The 17,549-nt window shown below is 72.8% G+C and carries 12 protein-coding genes, 1 tRNA gene and 1 pseudogene; 7 read left to right on the top strand and 7 right to left on the bottom strand.

The genetic code is table 11. The features are described from left to right. Positions 1 to 5: 5 nt before the first annotated feature. The 3 genes from ACIQZO_RS20800 to ACIQZO_RS20790 form a co-directional block, all read right to left on the bottom strand. Positions 6 to 1,274, bottom strand: coding sequence for an ABC transporter substrate-binding protein (locus tag ACIQZO_RS20800; RefSeq protein WP_403628043.1), 1,269 nt, complete (start codon positions 1,272 to 1,274; stop codon positions 6 to 8). A 167-nt stretch (positions 1,275 to 1,441) separates the two neighbouring features. Further along, entirely contained in the window at positions 1,442 to 3,265 is a 1,824-nt protein-coding gene (locus ACIQZO_RS20795; protein ID WP_403628041.1) for an AMP-dependent synthetase/ligase, read from the bottom strand. A gap of 103 nt (positions 3,266 to 3,368) precedes the next feature. Continuing rightward, positions 3,369 to 4,226 (bottom strand): LysR substrate-binding domain-containing protein, encoded by an 858-nt coding sequence (locus tag ACIQZO_RS20790; protein WP_403628039.1) that lies wholly within the window; start codon positions 4,224 to 4,226, stop codon positions 3,369 to 3,371. Between the two features lie 127 nt (positions 4,227 to 4,353). Between ACIQZO_RS20790 and ACIQZO_RS20785 the strand changes: the two genes are divergently transcribed. After that, positions 4,354 to 5,394 (top strand): bile acid:sodium symporter family protein, encoded by a 1,041-nt coding sequence (locus ACIQZO_RS20785; protein WP_403628037.1) that lies wholly within the window; start codon positions 4,354 to 4,356, stop codon positions 5,392 to 5,394. Between the two features lie 9 nt (positions 5,395 to 5,403). Next, positions 5,404 to 5,835 carry a (2Fe-2S) ferredoxin domain-containing protein gene (locus tag ACIQZO_RS20780; RefSeq protein ID WP_403628035.1) on the top strand — a complete coding sequence of 144 codons (432 nt, stop codon included), beginning with the start codon at positions 5,404 to 5,406 and terminating at the stop codon, positions 5,833 to 5,835. Between the two features lie 251 nt (positions 5,836 to 6,086). Here ACIQZO_RS20780 and fdhD read toward each other — a convergent pair whose 3' ends face one another. After that, positions 6,087 to 6,914 (bottom strand): formate dehydrogenase accessory sulfurtransferase FdhD, encoded by an 828-nt coding sequence (fdhD, locus tag ACIQZO_RS20775; RefSeq protein WP_403628033.1) that lies wholly within the window; start codon positions 6,912 to 6,914, stop codon positions 6,087 to 6,089. Between the two features lie 217 nt (positions 6,915 to 7,131). Between fdhD and ACIQZO_RS20770 the strand changes: the two genes are divergently transcribed. Both ACIQZO_RS20770 and ACIQZO_RS20765 read left to right on the top strand, forming a co-directional pair. Further along, positions 7,132 to 8,073, top strand: coding sequence for a beta-ketoacyl-ACP synthase III (locus tag ACIQZO_RS20770; protein ID WP_403628032.1), 942 nt, complete (start codon positions 7,132 to 7,134; stop codon positions 8,071 to 8,073). 381 nt (positions 8,074 to 8,454) lie between these two features. Next, positions 8,455 to 8,539 (top strand) — tRNA-Leu (locus ACIQZO_RS20765). A gap of 522 nt (positions 8,540 to 9,061) precedes the next feature. Here ACIQZO_RS20765 and ACIQZO_RS20760 read toward each other — a convergent pair. Both ACIQZO_RS20760 and ACIQZO_RS20755 read right to left on the bottom strand, forming a co-directional pair. Next, a pseudogene (locus tag ACIQZO_RS20760) lies at positions 9,062 to 9,781 on the bottom strand (IclR family transcriptional regulator C-terminal domain-containing protein); the annotation flags it as partial. 821 nt (positions 9,782 to 10,602) lie between these two features. After that, complete coding sequence (locus tag ACIQZO_RS20755; protein WP_403628030.1) at positions 10,603 to 11,151, bottom strand: sigma factor-like helix-turn-helix DNA-binding protein; 549 nt, start codon at positions 11,149 to 11,151, stop codon at positions 10,603 to 10,605. A 596-nt stretch (positions 11,152 to 11,747) separates the two neighbouring features. On the opposite strand from ACIQZO_RS20755, the gene metG reads away from it, so the two are divergent. From metG to ACIQZO_RS20740, 3 genes are all read left to right on the top strand, one after another. Then, positions 11,748 to 13,496: a methionine--tRNA ligase gene (metG, locus tag ACIQZO_RS20750; protein WP_403628028.1), complete on the top strand. Its 1,749-nt coding sequence runs from the start codon at positions 11,748 to 11,750 to the stop codon at positions 13,494 to 13,496. A gap of 166 nt (positions 13,497 to 13,662) precedes the next feature. Continuing rightward, positions 13,663 to 14,337: a hypothetical protein gene (locus ACIQZO_RS20745; RefSeq protein WP_403628026.1), complete on the top strand. Its 675-nt coding sequence runs from the start codon at positions 13,663 to 13,665 to the stop codon at positions 14,335 to 14,337. Positions 14,338 to 14,378: 41 nt separating this feature from the next. Then, on the top strand, positions 14,379 to 16,940 hold the full coding sequence (locus ACIQZO_RS20740; protein ID WP_403628024.1) for a bifunctional serine/threonine protein kinase/MFS transporter: 2,562 nt from the start codon (positions 14,379 to 14,381) through the stop codon (positions 16,938 to 16,940). Here the strand turns inward: ACIQZO_RS20740 and ACIQZO_RS20735 are convergent. Next, entirely contained in the window at positions 16,937 to 17,371 is a 435-nt protein-coding gene (locus ACIQZO_RS20735; protein ID WP_403628023.1) for a sensor domain-containing protein, read from the bottom strand. The genes ACIQZO_RS20740 and ACIQZO_RS20735 overlap by 4 nt on opposite strands. Positions 17,372 to 17,549 lie beyond the last annotated feature (178 nt).

Below are 17,549 nucleotides of genomic sequence, written 5' to 3'. Positions count from 1 at the left end.
CTGCCCTACTTGAAGGGGATCGGTTCGTGGCACTTGAACGGTACGGAGACCTCGTACGCGCCGTTCTTGAGCTGGACGAGCGCCCCGCAGCCGAAACTGTCCTTCTGCCCCTTGGGCTCCGCGCGGTCGCCGACGAGCGTGCCGGTGTCGGAGAAGCTCTGCGCGGCGCTCTGGAAGGACTCGACGGTCAGGTCCTTGCCCGCCTCCTGCGCGATGGAGACGAAGAGGTCGGCCGACATGTACCCGGTCAACATATGCATGTTCAAAGGCACTTCCTGACCGCCCGCAGCCGCCTTGATATCGGCCTTGAACTGCGCCATTTTCGGGTCGGCGGACTCGAAGGGCTGGAACTGGAGCAGCACGTGCACCCCGTCCAGGGCCTGCTTGGTGGCGTCCTTGGCGAGCAGCCCGGGGTCGTAGTCGGTCGGGTCGGAGATCAGCCCCTTGTAGCCGCTGCGCTTGAGCGCGGTGAAGAGCCCGATGTTGTTGGGGGTCTGCATGACGGAGACGACGGCGTCCGGGGCCTTGCCGTCGTTGCTGGAGAGGATCTCCTTCACGTACGCGGACCAGTCGCTCGGGACGGCGGTGCCGGGCACGGAGGCCTTGGCGTAGGAGACCTTGAACCCGGCGCTGGTGAAGCCCTGCTGGAAGGTGCGGATGCCGAACTTGCCGGCGTCGCTGTCGTTGGCGATGATCGCGACCGATTTGCCCTGGGCCCCGCCCAGGATCTGGCCGATGCCCTCGGGCCAGGTCTGGTTGAGGGTTCCGCCGGGGGTGGGGACCAGGCAGCCGTTGAAGCCGTAGATGTGCTTGGGTCCGCAGAAGGAGGGCAGGGTGCCCCAGCCGAAGGTGGGGACCTGCTCCTGCTCCAGGAAGTCGGCGCCGGAGAAGGTCACCGAGCTCATGGGGGAGACGGCGAAGACCTTGTCCTGCTGGACGAGTTTGCGGGCGGCCGCCAGGTTCTTGGCGGGGTCCTGGCCGTCGTCCTCCGCACCGAGGTAGTCGATCTTGCGTCCGTGGATTCCGCCCTCGGCGTTGGCCCGGAGGTAGCGGGCCTTGGCCCCGAGGTCGGTGTCCTTCTTGCTGTAGCCGCTGGCGCTGGTCATCGACACGATCCCGCCGACCTTGATCGATGCGGCGGTCACCCCGCGGGTGTTGCCGGGCGCGTCACCGGGCTTGCCCGGACCGTTGCCGTTGGTGGAGGCGGAGTTGCAGGCGGAGACGAGCGCGAGGGCCGCCGCCGCGGCGGCCAGGGTGCGGATCGGTCGCAACATGTCGGGGATCCCCTCCGTTGGAATGCCCGCATTCTGTGCGCGACCTGACGGATCGTCAATATTGCTGACACGTGGAAGTGACGATCCGTCAGTTGTGTTCACCACCAGCTGGGACGCCGACCGGGGCATCGGCCGGACCTGTCGTGACGGCCGCGGCCGGACCCGGCTCAGGAGGAGTAGAGGGCGGCGACCTCCTGCTCGTACGCCTTCTCGATCGCCCGGCGCTTGAGCTTCAGCGAGGGGGTCAGCAGCCCCCGCTCCTCGGTGAACTGCTCGCCCAGCACGCGGAAGGTGCGGATCGCCTCAGCCTGCGAGACCAGGGTGTTCGCGGCCACCACCGCCCGGCGGACCTCCGCCGTCAGATCGGGGTCGCCCACCAGCTCCGACGCCGGCATCTGCGGCCGGCCGCGCATCGACAGCCAGTGCGCTATCCCGTCCATGTCCAGCGTGAGCAGCGCCGCGATGTACGGCCGGTCGTTGCCCACCAGCACGCACTGCGACACCAGCGGATGCGAGCGGACCCGCTCCTCCAGGGCGGCGGGCGCGACGCTCTTGCCGTAGGAGGTCACCAGGATCTCCTTCTTGCGCCCCGTGATCGTGAGGTAGCCGTCCTCGTCCAGCCGGCCCAGGTCCCCGGTCGCCAGCCAGCCGCCGCGCAGCACCGCCTCCGTGGCCTCCGGGTCGTTCAGGTATCCGGAGAAGATGTGGCTGCCGTGCAGCCAGACCTCCCCGTCCTGCGCGATGTGCACCGTACTGCCCGGAATCGGTCGCCCCACCGTCCCGTACTTGGTCGCCCCCGGCGGGTTCGCGGTGGCCGCCGCGCACGACTCGGTCAGCCCGTACCCCTCGAACACCGTGATCCCGGCCCCGTCGAGGAACAGCCCCAGCCGTCGCGACATCGCCGACCCGCCCGACATGGCGTGCCGCACGCGCCCGCCCATCGCCTCGCGGACCTTCCCGTAGACCAGCCGGTCGAAGAGCTGGTGCTCCATCCGCAGAGCCGCCGAGGGCCCCGGCCCGGTACCGAAGGCCTTGCGCTCGCGCGCCTCCGCGTACCGCACGGCCGTTTCCACCGCCCGTTCGAAGGGGCCCGTACGCCCCTCCGCCTCCGCCTTGCGGCGGGCGGCAGCGAAGATCTTCTCGAAGACGTACGGGACGCCCAGCACGAAGGTCGGCCGGAAGGCGGTGAGATCCGGCAGCAATTCGGCCGCCGCCAGCACCGGCTGGTGCCCGAGCTTGACGCGTGCCCGGACGGCGGCCACCTCCACCATCCGCCCGAACACGTGCGCAAGCGGAAGGAAGAGCAGGGTGGACGGCTGCTCGCCCTGCCGGGCCTGGAACACCGACTCCCAGCGGTCGACCAGGGTGTCGGTCTCGTACATGAAGTTGGCGTGCGTGAGCACGCACCCCTTGGGGCGGCCGGTGGTCCCGGAGGTGTAGATGACCGTGGCGGTCGCGTCGGGCGTCACCGCCCCGCGATGGCGGTGCACGACGTCCTCGGCCACCCCGCGGCCGTCGGCGACGAGGTCGTCCACCGCCCCGGCGTCCAGCTGCCACAACCGGCGCAGGTGGGGGAGCCGGTCGATGACCGAACCCACCGTCATGGCCTGGTTCTCGTCCTCGACCACGCAGGCCGTGCAGTCGGTGTCGAAGAGGATCCAGTGCACCTGATCGGCGGAGGACGTCGGATACACCGGAACGGGCTGCGCGCCGATCGCCCACAGGGCGAAGTCGAAGAGCGTCCACTCGTACCGGGTACGGGACATGATGGCGACCCGGTCCCCGAAACGCACCCCCTGGGCCAGCAGCCCCCGGGCGAGCGCGAGCACCTCGGCGGCCAGCTCCCGCGACGTCACGTCCCGCCAGACCCCGTCGGTCTTGCGGCCCATCACCACCCGGTCCGGTTCCTCACGGGCGTGCTGGAAGACGATGTCGGCCAGGCCGCCGACGGGCGTGCCGGTGACGACGGGTGGGACGGTGATCTCGCGCAAGGCCCCGCTCCTCTCCGCGCGCCGCGGTGAACGTACCTCAGGGTCAACAGGGGTGAGTCGGCCATCCGATACCTCCACAAGACCTCCCCAGTGATCACAGTGTTCACGCCGTTGACGTGCGACTGAGCCGGTCCGCACCGGACAGCACGGCCGCGGCCAGGGCCTCGGCCGCTGCCGACGGGCGCGCCCCGCGGAGCAGCGCGAACTCCACCGGCCCCAGCTCCGGCAGCCCGCCGACCCGCACCAGGCCCGGCGGGATCAGCCCCCGGGTGTGCGCCATCACGCCGAGCCCGGCCCGGGCCGCCGCGATCAGGCCGCTCAGGCTGCCGCTCGTGCACGCGATCCGCCAGGCCCGCCCTTCCCCCTCCAGCACCTCCAGCGCCCGGGCGCGGGTGATGCCCGGAGGCGGGAAGACGATCAGCGGAACCGGGCGCCCAGGATCCACCCGCAGCCCCTCCGCCCCGATCCACACCATCCGGTCCCGCCAGACGAGCCGGCCCCGCTCGTCCCCGGGCCCCCGCCGCTTCGCCAGCACCAGGTCCAGACGCCCCGCGTCCAGCCGCTCGTGCAGCGTCCCCGAGAGCTCCACCGACAGCTCCAGATCCACCTCGGGGTGCTCGTGCCGGAACCCTTCGAGGATCTCCGGGAGGCGCGTCAGCACGAAGTCCTCCGAGGCCCCGAACCGCAGCCGCCCGCGCAGCCGGGTCCCGGCGAAGAAGGCCGCGGCCCGCTCGTTCGCCTCCAGGATGGTCCGCGCGAAGCCGAGCAGCGCCTCGCCGTCCTCCGTCAGCCCCACGCTGTGCGTGTCCCGGACGAACAGCGGCCGCCCCGTCGCCTCCTCCAGCCGCCGCACGTGCTGGCTGACCGTGGACTGCCCCACCCCGAGCCGCCCCGAGGCCTGAGTGAAGCTGAGCGTCTGGGCCACCGTGAGGAACGTCCGCAGCTGGACAGGGTCGTACATACCGCCCACGCTAGTCCCCTTCATCACGATCCGCGATAACAGTGAGTGCGGTGTGTGGGTTTCCCGATGACCGCCGCCCGCCGACCATGGGGTGAGCCCCCGCCCCGACAGCAAGTGAGCACCCCCGATGCGCCGCCCGCACCTGCCCGCCCGGCTGCCCCTGGACCCGTACATCCTGGCCCTGCTCGCCACCGTGGGCATCGCCGTCCTGCTCCCCGCGCGCGGCCCGGCCGCCACCCTCGCCGACGGCGCCTCCACCGCGGCGGTGGCCCTGCTCTTCTTCCTCTACGGAGCCCGGCTCTCCACCCGTGAAGCCCTCGACGGCCTGCGCCACTGGCGCCTCCACCTCACGGTGCTCGCCTGCACCTTCATGCTTTTCCCGCTCCTCGGCCTGGCCGCCCGCGGCCAGGTCCCGAGCCTGCTCACCGCCCCGCTCTACGGCGGCCTGCTCTTCCTCTGCCTGGTCCCCTCGACCGTGCAGTCCTCCATCGCCTTCACCTCGATCGCCCGCGGCAACGTCCCCGCCGCGATTTGCGCCGGCTCCTTCTCCAGCCTCGCCGGCATCGTCGTCACCCCCCTCCTCGCCGCCCTCCTGCTCGGCGGCGACGCGGGCGGCTTCTCCCTCGGCTCCCTTCTGAAGATCACCCTCCAGCTCCTGCTTCCCTTCCTCCTGGGACAGGCCCTGCGCCCCCGGGTCGGCGGCTTCCTCGTCCGCCACAAGCAGGTCCTCGGTCACGTCGACCGCGGCTCGATCCTGCTCGTCGTCTACGCCGCCTTCAGCGCGGGCGTGGTCGCGGGCATCTGGCACCGAGTGAGCGCTGCCCAACTCGCCGCCCTGATGCTGGTGGAGGCCGTACTCCTCGCCGCCATGCTCCTCGCCACCTGGTACGGCGCGGCCCGCCTCGGCTTCGGCCGGGCGGACCGCATCGCCATCCAGTTCGCCGGGTCGAAGAAGAGCCTGGCCGCCGGACTCCCCATGGCCAGCGTGCTGTTCGGGGCACACGCCGCCCTCGCCGTGCTGCCGCTGATGCTCTTCCACCAGATGCAGCTGATGGTCTGCGCGGTCATCGCCCGGCGTCGCGCCCAGGATCCGGCGCCCGAACTCGCCGCCGACCGTGTGGTGGACGTCTCGCCCGCGCCCGGCCGGCCCGTGCCCCGGGCCCGTTAACGTTCGGTGGTGACCTGGATACGCCCGCTCGCCGCCCACGCCGAACGTCCCTGCACCCTGGTCGTCTGCCGCGGTTGCTGCTGCGGCGACCCCCGCAAGAACCCCGGCTCCGACCACGCCGGTCAACTCGCCCGGCTGCGCGAAGCGGCCGCCGCCTCCGCGGGCCGACTGGCCGTCCGTACGAGCGAGTGCCTCGGCCCCTGCGCGCAGGCCAACGTCATCGTGGTCCAACCCACCACCGAGGCCCGCCGCCGCGGTGCCCGCGCGACATGGTTCGGCTGGGCGCTGGACGACACCGCGACCGACGAGATCATCGCCTGGGCCGAATCCGGCGGCCCGGGCACCACCCCGCTCCCGCCCACCCTGGACCTCCACCGCATCGACCCCCCGGAACCGAAGCCGGCCGAGGCCTCCCCCCGCCGTGGCCGCCGGGGGCGCTGACGTGCAGAACCTCGCCCGCGCGGTGCTCGTGATGCTCGGCGTGCTGGTCCTGGCCGTTGTGGGTCTGCCTTCTCCCTCGAAGGCGGCAAGCCCTCCCCGCCGCTGACGGCGCAGGACGTCATCGGCACCTGGCAGGGCGACCACGGAGCCCGGCTCGAAGTGCCGGCCGACGGCCGGGCCCACCTGACAGACGCCTCGGGCCGGCAGCGCGTCGCAGACCGGCCGCCGGCCGCGTCCCTCGTCGAGGACCGCTAGAAAGTGATCCGCTCCTCGCCCGCGTAGATGTTCATGTCCGGCCCCCGCAGGAAGCCGACCAGGGTCATCCCCGACTCCAGCGCCAGGTCCACCGCCAGCGAGGACGGCGCCGAGACGGCCGCCAGCACCGGGATGCCGGCCATCACGGCCTTCTGCACCAGCTCGAAGGAGGCCCGGCCCGACACCAGCAGGACCGCGCCCATCAGCGGGAGCCGGCCCCCCTGGTGGGCCCGGCCCACGATCTTGTCCACGGCGTTGTGCCGGCCCACGTCCTCCCGCAGGTCGAGCAGCTCGCCCTGCGCCGTGAACAGCCCGGCCGCGTGCAGCCCGCCCGTACGGTCGAAGACCTTCTGGGCCTCGCGCAGCCGGTCCGGCATCGCGCAGAGGACCTCCACGGGGACCCGTACCGGATCGGAGTCGATCCCCGGGAAACGGGTCGCCGTACGGACCGCGTCCAGGCTGGCCTTGCCGCACAGGCCGCACGAGGAGGTGGTGTAGACGTTCCGCTCCAGCGTGATGTCCGGCACGGGGACCCCGGCGGCCAGCTGCACGTTCACCACGTTGTAGGTGTTCGATCCGTCCTCGGCAGCCCCCTCGCAGTAGGTGACGGCCTGCACGTCCGAGGCGGCCGCGAGTACCCCCTCGCTGACCAGGAAGCCCACCGCCAGGGCGAAGTCGTCGCCCGGTGTGCGCATCGTGATGGCCAGCGGTTTGCCGTTCAGACGTATCTCCAGCGGCTCCTCGGCCACCAGTGTGTCCGGCCGGACACCCGCCGCGCCGTTCCGGATCCGGACGACACGACGACGCTCGGTGACCCGTCCCATGGCGATCAGCCCACCCCTTCTGTTTTTGCTTCTGTTTCCGCCGGTATCCGACAACCTCATTGTCCCGGTTCCGCTTCCGGCGACGCCCCCGGCAGGTGGATCCTCGGGAAGCTCCAAAATCCGGGGGCGGAATCCTGTCGGGTCACACGCACACGTACCCACCAGTAGCAGGCGAAGCTGGGTGATCCTGACTTCCGTACAAGGGGGGACCCCGCCCATGACCGGTTCACGCGTGGTGGCGCTAGGGCACTACCAGCCCGCGAAAGTGCTCACCAACGAGGACCTCGCGGCCATGGTCGACACCACCGACGAGTGGATCCGGTCCCGCGTCGGCATCCGCACCCGCCACATGGCGGGCCCGGACGAACCGGTGGACGAGCTGGCCTACCAGGCGGCGGGCAAGGCGCTGGCCGGTGCCGGCCTGACCCCCGACGACATCGACCTCGTCCTGGTCGCCACGTCGACCGCGATCGACCGCTCGCCGAACATGGCCGCGCGCGTCGCCGCCAAGCTGGGCATGGGCGGCGGCCCCGCCGTCATGGACATCAACGTCGTCTGCTCGGGCTTCACGCACGCCCTGGCCACCGCCGACCACGCCATCCGGGCCGGCTCCGCCACCCGTGCCCTGGTCATCGGCGCCGACAAGATGACCGAGATCACCGACTGGACGGACCGCACCACCTGCGTGCTCACCGGCGACGGAGCGGGCGCGGCCGTCGTCGAGGCCTGCGAGGAGCCCGGCATCGGCCCGGTGCTGTGGGGTTCCGTCCCGGAGATGGGCAACGCGGTGCGCATCGAGGGCTCGCCGCCGGTCTTCGCCCAGGAGGGCCAGTCCGTCTACCGCTGGACCACCAGCCAGCTCCCGCCGCTCGCCCGCAAGGTCTGCGAGAAGGCCGGAATCACCCCGGAGGACCTGGCCGCGGTCGTCCTCCACCAGGCCAACCTGCGGATCATCGAACCGCTCGCCGCGAAGATCGGCGCCGTCAACGCCGTCGTCGCCCGCGATGTGATCGAGTCCGGCAACACCTCGGCGGCCAGCATTCCCATGGCCCTGTCGAAGCTGGTCCAGCGCGGCGAGATCCCCTCCGGCGCCCCGGTCCTCCTCTTCGGCTTCGGCGGCAACCTCTCCTACGCGGGCCAGGTCATCCACTGCCCGTGACGGCTCGCGCCACCGCTCCCCGCGCCGGCCCGGCGCGGGAGCGGCCGCCCTCCACCACCAGCGCGCCGACCAGCACGCACGCCAGCGCCCCCAGCAGACGATGATCCGCGTCACAGCACCTCCCGCCCGTGCGCCTGCGTGAACAGAGTGCGCGGCCCCCGGATGTGTGCGCAGCCGTCCGACCGCCCGGCACCCCCCCCAATGTCCAGCCGGTATCACCACCCCGTGGCGAGACGGTCCGTCCCGCCATAGGTCGTCCGTGCATGCGTGCAGGTCAGCCCGGCGTGGCGGACGATCGCCGCCCGGATATGTGGTCGGAACCCCGCCGATCCTTTGCTATTGTTGTCCATGTCGCCACGGGAAACCGGGGCCGACCACCTGGTCCGGGTGGCGGAATGGCAGACGCGCTAGCTTGAGGTGCTAGTGCCCTTTATCGGGCGTGGGGGTTCAAGTCCCCCCTCGGACACACAAGCGAGAACCCCACTTCGGTGGGGTTTTTGTCGTTCCTGGGGGTGATGGGCCGAGCCGAAGGCCCCTCGGCGCGGCCCGGGGTCGGATGGCCTCCGGGAGTCCCGCACCCGGCCGTTCCACGGAGGAACCGCCGCTCCCGGGCACTGAGCCGGGGCCGGCCCCGCACCGCTCACGGGCCCAGGACCACCAGGCCCGTCGGGGTGGTCAGGCTGCCCGGGGCGACCGACGTGAAGGTGTGGGGGAGCGAGAGCCGGGGTTGGCCGCCGTCCGCGGCGGCTTCGAAGAGGTAGGCCGCGGCGGCCGCGGTGTCACTGACCAGGTGCGGTCCGCCGGCCGCGGTCGTGCCTCCGGTGAGCGGGGTACGGAACACGCGCCGCAGGTGGCGCAGGGTCTCCGGGGTGACCGGGGCCCGCATCGGCCGGGGCCGGCCGGCCGGATCCTCCGCCGGGACCGCGGCCCCGGCAGACACGTCCGGGGTATTCGGGGCATCCGGGGCGTCCGGGGGGATCGCCCCCGTCAGGAGCAGCGCCAGGAGCACCGGGACGGCCTTGCGGCGCAGGGCCTCGGTGGCCGCGCCCAGCCGGTGGGCGTGCGACGCGGGCAGCGAGAGGGCGAGGCTCCCGGCGGCATGCCCGGTGGCGATGGGGACCGCCGAGCAGACGACCCCGGGGGAGTACTCGCGCAGGTCGAACACGGGCGCCCCCGGAGCCACCGCGTCCAGGGCGCTGAACAGCACCCGGCTGTCGGTGATCGTCCGCGGGGTGAGCCGCGCGGGCCGGTGCCGGGCCACATGGTCGGCGCGGCGGTCGGGGTCGAGCTGGGTCAGCAGGCACTTGCCGACCGCGCTGGCGTGCGCGGCGGCCCGGAAGTCGACCCACTCCCGCACCGGCGGGGTCGCGGGCCCGGCCGCCATCTGCGTGATCCGGACCTCGCCCTCGGCGTACCGGCTGAGGTACACCGCGGCGCCCGCGCTGTCCCGGGCCAGCGCCAGGGTGCGCTGGAGCTGGCCGGCCAGGGCGTGGCGGCCGGGGGCGGCCAGCCGTTCCAGGGCGGGGCCGCGCCCGTAGACCCCGAGGGCCGGGCGCATCGCGTACTCCTCCTCGCACAGCATCGCCAGCAGGGGCCGCAGTTCCCCCTCGGCGAGGCCGGACTCCCGGGCGAGCCGGTCGGCCCGGACCCCCAGCGGGTGCCGTTCCAGGACCCGTACGACGGCCAGCGCGCGGCGTGCCTCCGCCAGGGCCCGGCTCGTCCCGGCGGGGGCCGCGGCGCCGCGGGCCGCCGCTGTCAGCGCCGGGTGGCGCAGCGGTCCGGCGGCCGGCCGGAGCGCGGTCACCGGCGGCGACGCCGAGGCCGACACCGTGACCGGCGGCGGCAGGAAAGTGGTCAGCACCCCCGACAGCCCGGGCCTGGGCAGCGGCACCGGGCCCAGGTCGGGATCTTCGAACTGGTCGACGTAGCGCAGGACGGCCGCCTGCGCGCACAGCCGGACCTCCCGCAGATCACGCCGGCCGCCCGGCCGGAAGCCGCGCCGGCCCAGCTCGCGCGCCCAGTGCCGGGCGTCGTGGTGCTCGCCGCGCCGGGAGTGGTCGAGGAAGAGGCAGTACGCGGCCGCGGACGTGCGCGGGCTCCCGGACCCGGCGGCGAACTGCCACCAGAACCGGGCCCCTTCGCGCAGCCCGGCCAGGTGCAGCAGGCAGCCGAAGACGACGGCCCCGGCCAGGTCGGTGTGTCCGTCGGTGAGGAAGGAGTCGAGGTGCGCCCCGGCCTTCGGCGCGCACGTGGAGGCCAGGCAGACGGCCTTGAGGTCGCGCCGGGCCCGTTCGGCGTCGAGCGGGCAGTCCCGCGTGGGGTCGCTCCAGCCGTGCACCGACCGCCGCCGGGCGCGGTGTCCCGAACCGGGCGCGTGCGGGGTGGCGCGCAGCAGCCGGGCCTCGGCGGCGCCGAGGTCGTAGTGCCGGTAGCGGTCGCGGACGCCCGCCCGGGCGAGGAGCTCGGCCAGGGGGCGGGGGATCGGGTCGCCGTCCTGCCGCTCCTGTCGCTCCTGCCGATCGAAATGCCTCATGACTCGGCTGATTCCGGTGCCGCGGCGGCCGTGTCGAGCAGACGGGCCAGCCGCCGGTGGGCCTGTCCCAGGTAGGAGCGGACGGTGGCCTCGTCGACGCCCATCACGGCGGCCGCCTCACCGGGGGTGCACTGGAGCCCGTACCGCAGGAGCACCGCGTCGCGTTGCCGCTCGACGAGCCGGGAGACGGCGGAGTAGAAGCGGATGGTGTCGGTCAGCACCTCGTACCGGTCGGCGTGGGCCTCCTTGAGGGCGGCCTCGAAAGCGCTGATGTCCATCGGCTCGGGCGGTGGCTGGCAGGGGTGGCGCCGGCGCTGGCGGTCGACCAGGCACTGCTTGAGGACGGTCCAGGCGTAGGCGTCGAGGCGGTCCATGTGGAGCATCCGCAGCCACTCACCCATGATCGAGTCGAAAGCGGCGTCCACCGCCTCCTCCGCCGCCCCGTCGTCGCCCAGCTGCAGATAGGCGAAGCGCATGTACGCGGGCCGCCGATTGGCGTGGAAGGCCCAGTACGACAGGCGCGCCGTCGGATTCCACTGGCTCATGGGAGTCGGCCGCCGACGCCGGCTCGGTAGTCCCACGGCCCCACCGGACTCCTCCGGTCCGCCATCGTTCACCGCTCCACCTCATCCCCTGTGCGCTGAACAGGAAAGCAGCGCGGGCGCACTCGGAGGGCGCAGAGAAGAAACCTGGAAGCAATGCGTCGTGGATGATCGGCCCGTGATCGATCTCGATCATGCGCGGCTCCAGCCAGCACGTATGCATATGCCCGGCGCCGATGCCGGTGCGCGGCCGTTGATCACGTTCAGTCCGGGCCCCGTTCCGGCTCCGTCCCGGCACCGTTCCGGCCCTGTCCGGGCCTCGTTCCAAGCCCCGTTCCAAGCCCCGTTCCGGCCCCGTCCGGACGCCGTTCCGGCATCGCTCGGACATCCCCCGGAGGCCGGCCGGTCGCCGCTCGATCACCGCTCGGACGCCGGTCCGGTGCGCCGCCGTCCGGCTGTAGCATGGGCCTGATCGCGAGGGCCGTGACGGAGAGGTCACTGCCCTCGCTTTTGCGTTACGTCCACCCATGAACAAATGCGGCGCGTGGCCTTTCGGCGGTTCGATACGATGAACCGCATTCACAGTCCGTCACGTCACGTTGTACCGCACAGAGGAAATGGAGCATCCGAGGATGGCTCGACACCTGATCACCAGCGCGCTTCCGTACATCAACGGGATCAAGCACCTGGGCAACATGGTCGGGTCGATGCTTCCGGCGGATGTGTACTCCCGGTACCTCCGCCAGCGCGGCCACGACGTCCTCTACATCTGCGCCACCGACGAGCACGGCACCCCCGCCGAGCTCGCCGCCAAGGAGGCCGGCATCTCGGTCGCCGAGTTCTGCGCGCAGGCCCACGACGCCCAGAAGGCGGTCTACGACGGCTTCGAGCTGTCCTTCGACTACTTCGGCCGCAGCTCCTCCGCGCAGAACCGGGAGATCACCCAGCACTTCGCGCGCAGGCTCCAGGAGAACGGCTTCATCGAGGAGCGCGCGATCCGGCAGGTGTACTCGCCGGTCGACGGCCGCTTCCTGCCGGACCGCTACGTCGAGGGCACCTGCCCGCACTGCGGCTACGACAAGGCCCGCGGCGACCAGTGCGAGAACTGCACCCGCGTCCTGGACCCCACGGACCTGATCGAGCCCCGCTCGGCCATCTCCGGCTCCACCGAGCTGGAGGTCCGCGAGACCAAGCACCTCTTCCTCCTGCAGTCCAAGCTCCAGCACGAGGTCGAGGCCTGGGTCTCCGAGCACGAGGAGGAGTGGCCGCAGCTCGCCTCCTCCATCGCCCGCAAGTGGCTGACCGAGGGCCTGCACGACCGCGCCATCACCCGCGACCTCGACTGGGGCGTTCCGGTCCCGGCCGACACGTGGCCCGAGCTGGCCGCCGAGGGCAAGGTCTTCTACGTCTGGTTCGACGCTCCGATCGAGTACATCGGCGCGACCAAGGAGTGGTCGGACCTGGACCCGGCGAACCGCGACTACAAGTCGTGGTGGTACGAGGCCGAGGACGTCCGCTACACCCAGTTCATGGCCAAGGACAACGTCCCGTTCCACACGGTGATGTTCCCCGCCACCGAACTGGCCACCCGTGAGCCGTGGAAGAAGGTCGACTACGTCAAGGCCTTCAACTGGCTGACGTTCTACGGCGGCAAGTTCTCCACCTCGCAGAAGCGCGGCGTCTTCACCGACCACGCGCTGGAGATCCTCCCGTCCGACTTCTGGCGCTACTTCCTCATCGCCAACGCGCCCGAGTCCGACGACTCGTCCTTCACGTGGGAGCACTTCCAGGCCACGGTCAACAAGGACCTCGGCGGCACCCTCGGCAACTTCGTCAACCGCGTGCTGACCTTCTCCCGCAAGCGCTTCGGCGACGACGTCCCCGCGGGCAGCCCCGCCGGAGAGGCCGAGGCCAAGCTGGGCGAGCAGATCGCCGAGCTGCTGGCCGAGTACGAGGGGCACATGGACTCCCTCCAGTACCGCAAGGCCGCGGCCGCGCTGCGCGCCCTGTGGTCGGCCGGAAACGCGTACCTCGACGAGAAGGCCCCCTGGACGGAGGTCAAGACCGACCTGGACGGCGCCGCGCTCACCCTGCGCACCGCGATGAACCTCATCCACCTCTACTCGGTGGTCTCCGAGCCGTTCATCCCGGCCTCGGCGCGCGCCATGCGCTCCTCGTTCGGGCTCACCGACGACACCGCCACGTGGGTCACCCCGGAGCAGGCGCGGTCCCTGGACGCCGTCCCGGCCGGCACCCCGTTCACGGTGCCGCCGGTGCTGTTCGCCCGGGTCGCCGAGGAGGACCTGGAGTCCTACCGCGAGCGGTTCGGCGGTTCCCCGGAGGCCTGAGGCTCCGTCAGGGCCCAGTGACAACCGCGTGAGGGGCGCGACCCGGTGAGGGTCGCGCCCCTTTCGCATGCCCGCGGGGGGAGCGGTCCGGGGTAGGGAAAACCCCACCGCGGACCGTCCACCTGACCGTGCAGACCCGGCCGGGCCGCGCGGCTGGAATGGGCCCATGACCCTTTCCCGTACCGCCCGGTGGACCACCGGCTGGCTGCTCGCCGCCGCGTGGGCGCTGTCCTTCCCCCTCTTCTCCTCGCTGGGGCCGCACCGGCTCTGGGGCTGGTGCGCCGCCGCCGGATACCTCGGGGCCGCCGCGGCCACCGCCCTCGGCAGCCGGCGTACGGCGCTCGCCGCCGCCCTGCTGGGCGCCGTCGGCGTACCGCTGCTGTGGCTGGTGCTGCCCGGCGCGCTGCTCCAGCCGACGGAGCTGTGGCGGCAGGTGTTCGCCTTCCCCACCGGGCGGGCGGAGGTGCCGACCCCGGCGAGCAGCCCGCTGCCCGGCCACCTGCTGGCCGAACTGGGCTTCTGGGGCTGGTATCTGACGGCAAGTCTGCTCATGGTGGCGGGCCTCGCGGTGGCGTTCTCGCTGTGCGTCCGGCCCCCGCGCACGGTGGTGGCGGCCGCCGACCGCCTCGCCCTTGGCCTCACCCTGGCCTTCCTGCTGGCTCCGACGGGCCGCTTCGGCTACCTGGCGCTGCCGGTCCTGCTGGTGGTCCGGGCCCGCTCGGTGGCGGTACCGGGTCGCTCGCGCGTGGTGACGGGATCCTCCCGGCTCCGGCTCCGACTCCGGCCCTCGGGCGGGCGGCCGAAGGCGCCGAACGAGCCGTCGGGAGGGCATTTCGCCTGACCAGGCCCCGAACATTGGATAGTTGCACTATCCTTCCGTTCGTGGATCAGCTGATCGCCGAAGACCCGAGCCGTATTGGACCGTACCGCCTGATCGCCCGGCTGGGCGCGGGAGGTATGGGCCTGGTCTATCTGGGTCGCTCCGAGGGCGGCCGTACCGTCGCCGTGAAGGTGGTCCAGGCGGAGTTCGCCGGGAACCCCGAATTCCGCAGGCGGTTCGCCCGCGAGGTGGCTGCCGCCCGCCGGGTGGGCGGCAGCTGGACGGCCGCGGTGCTCGACGCCGACACCGAGGCCGCCGTGCCCTGGGTGGCGACCCAGTACATCCCGGGGCCCGACCTGCAGACCGTGGTCGCCCGGCAGTTCGGACCGCTGCCGCAGGACTCGGTGCGGACCCTCGCCAACCGTCTCGCCCTCGCCCTGCGGGCCGTGCACGAGGCGGGGCTGATCCACCGCGACCTGAAGCCGTCCAACGTCCTCGTCACCGTCGACGGGCCCCGCGTCATCGACTTCGGCATCGCGCGGGCGATGGACAGCCTGACCGGGGACAGCCTGCACACCCGCACCGGCATGCTGATCGGCTCCCCGGGGTTCATGTCCCCGGAACAGGTCCGCGGACTCGAACTGACCCCCGCCAGCGATGTCTTCTGCCTCGGCGCGGTCCTCGTGTACGCAGCCACCGGGCGGATGCTCTTCGGCGCCACGGACACCGGTCTGAACGCCCATCTCTTCCGGATCGCCGAGGAGGAGGCTGACCTGACCGGCGTACCGGAGTCGCTCGTCGACCTCGTCGGCGCGTGCCTGCACAAGGACCCGTCCCGGCGGCCCACCCCCGAGGAGGTCGCGGCGCGTACGGCGGCGGACGCCGCCGGGGAATGGCTCCCGGGGGCGGTACTGGCCCAACTGGGCCGGCATGCGGCGCGGTTGCTGGACTACGCCCCGGCCTCTCCCGCGGGAGCCGGAGCCGGAGCCGGCGCAGGAGCCGAGGTCGGAGCCGGAACCGGAGCCCCGGCCGGGGCCCCGCCCGCCGGGACCCCGGACCCCCGCCTCGTCCCGGCGCAGTCCCGGCAGGACGCCTCCCCGTACGGGACGCCGCCCCCGCCACCCGCGTACGCCCCCGCGCCCCCCGGCCACTTCGGCCCCGCCGACGGATTCGGCCCGCCCCCGGGTCCCGCACCCGGCGACCCGTCCGTTCCCGCGCCCCCGCATCCCCGGCGGTGGTGGGGCCTCGCGGTCCTCGCCCTGACACAACTGGTGGTGCTGGTCGACGCGGCGCAATTCAGCCTGCTGGTGCCGCAGGTCCAGGCCGAGCTCGGCGTCGGCGCCCACGGCCTGAGCCCGCTCTTCAGCGCCTACCTGGTCGCCCTCGGCGGACTGCTGCTGCTCGGCGGGCACCTCGCCGACCTGCTCGGGGCCCGGCGGATGCTGGTGGCCGGCCTGATCGGTTTCGCGGCGGCCGCCGTGCTCGGCGGCGCGGCCTCCGGCTCCGTCCTGCTGATCACTTCCCGCGCCCTGCAGGGCGCCTCCGCCGCCCTGCTGGTCCCCGCCGCGCTGTCCCTGGTGGCCACCGGGTTCACCGACCGACGGGAGCGCGGCCGGGCCTTCGGGATCTACGCGGCGGTCGCCGCGGGAGGCAGTGCGCTCGGGGTGTTCACGGGCGGGTGGCTCGCCGAGACCCTGGCGTGGCGCTTGGCCCTGTGGTCGGTCGTTCCGCTCGCCGTGCTCGCCCTGATCGGCGCGCTCACCCTGCTGCCCGACCGTCCGGGCCGCACCGGAGCCCGGTTCGACGGATTCGGCGTGCTCGTGGGTTCGGTGGGATCCGCCGCCCTGACCTACGGGCTCGCCGAGGCCGAGACGGCCGGCTGGGCCGTCGCCCGGAGCCTCCTCCTGATCGTGGGCGGAATTGCCCTGCTCGGCACCTTCCTGTGGTGGCAGACCAGGACGTCCGGCTCGCTGCTCCCGGCGTACGTCCTCGCCGACCGGAGCCGCCTCGCCTCCCTCCTGGCCGTCCTCGCCACCGGCGTCGCCCTGGTCGCCCTCCTCCCGGCCCTGGGCTTCTTCGCCCAGCAGATCCGCGGTGAGGGCCCGGCCGCGGCCGGGACGAGCCACCTGCCCCTCGTCGCCGCGGCCCTGGTGACGGCCACCCAGGTCTCCGCCCGGCTGCAGTCCCGCCTCGCACCGCGCGTCCTGATCCTGCCGGGCCTGGTGGCGACGGCCATCGGGCTGGCCCTGCTGGCCGGTGTGGGGGGAGCGACCAGCTACGCGACCGGGGTACTGCCCGGCATGCTGCTCATCGGAGTCGGTCTGGGCCTCGCCCTGGTCCCGCTCTACGCCACCGCCACCGCCGGGGTGGCCCCGCAGCACGCCGGCGGGGCCTCGGCCGCCCTCGCCGCCGCCCACCACCTGGGGCAGTCGATCGGCGGGGCCGTGCTCGGCACCGTCCTCGTGAGCCGCCTGGACCGGGTCTCGGACGACACCGACGTGTTCGCCCGGATGCTGGGTTCCTACACCACCACCCTGTGGTGCGCGGTCGGCGCCATCCTGCTCGTAGCCCTCCCGGCCGCCCTGCTGATCAGGAACAGGCCCCCGAGCCAGGGCGTTTCTTAGCACGGTGGCGTCGGCCGACTCCGAACTGCCGCGTCCCGGAAGGTGACGCCACGACCTCGGGAGGCATCCCGCCCTGCGGCCCCAGCGCTGGGCAAGCCCTTCCTGCGGTGGGCTTGCCCAGCTACGGGCAGGGGTTCCACGCAGCGCAGCCGCCGGCGCTCCAGCGTCCCCAGCGGCACCGCGGCGAGGACCGCACCGGTCAGGAGCAGCAGCCCGATCCCGACCGGGGCCAGCGCCACCCCGAGTCCGACGAGCAGCGCCAGGACGACCAGCACGGGGTAGCCGATGAGGAATCCGCTGCCCAGGTACGCCCAGGAACGCCAGGGCCACCACGAGCCCAGGAACCGCAGGGGCCGACGTAGCACCGCGAGGACGGCGACCGGCGGCGCGTCGGCCGGTTCGGGTCCGAGGAGGGCGGGGGAGTCGGGCATGGCTCCTGAGCCTAGGCGAGGTGTCCGTCCGTGATCCCGGAGGGATCGGTGACATCTCGTCATATGGCCGCGCCCGGGGCCAGGAAGCCGCAGATCAGCATGAGCGGGACGGCCAGTCCGCTCCCCGGTCGTGGAGCGGGGCCGGGGCGGATGCCGTGGTGGACTGCGCCCGGCGGGA

Origin of the sequence: Streptomyces sp. NPDC097617, assembly GCF_044761485.1 — a bacterium.
Lineage (GTDB): Bacteria > Actinomycetota > Actinomycetes > Streptomycetales > Streptomycetaceae > Streptomyces.
Note: the sequence above shows the minus strand (reverse complement) of the source record. Positions and strands in the feature narration are given on the sequence as shown.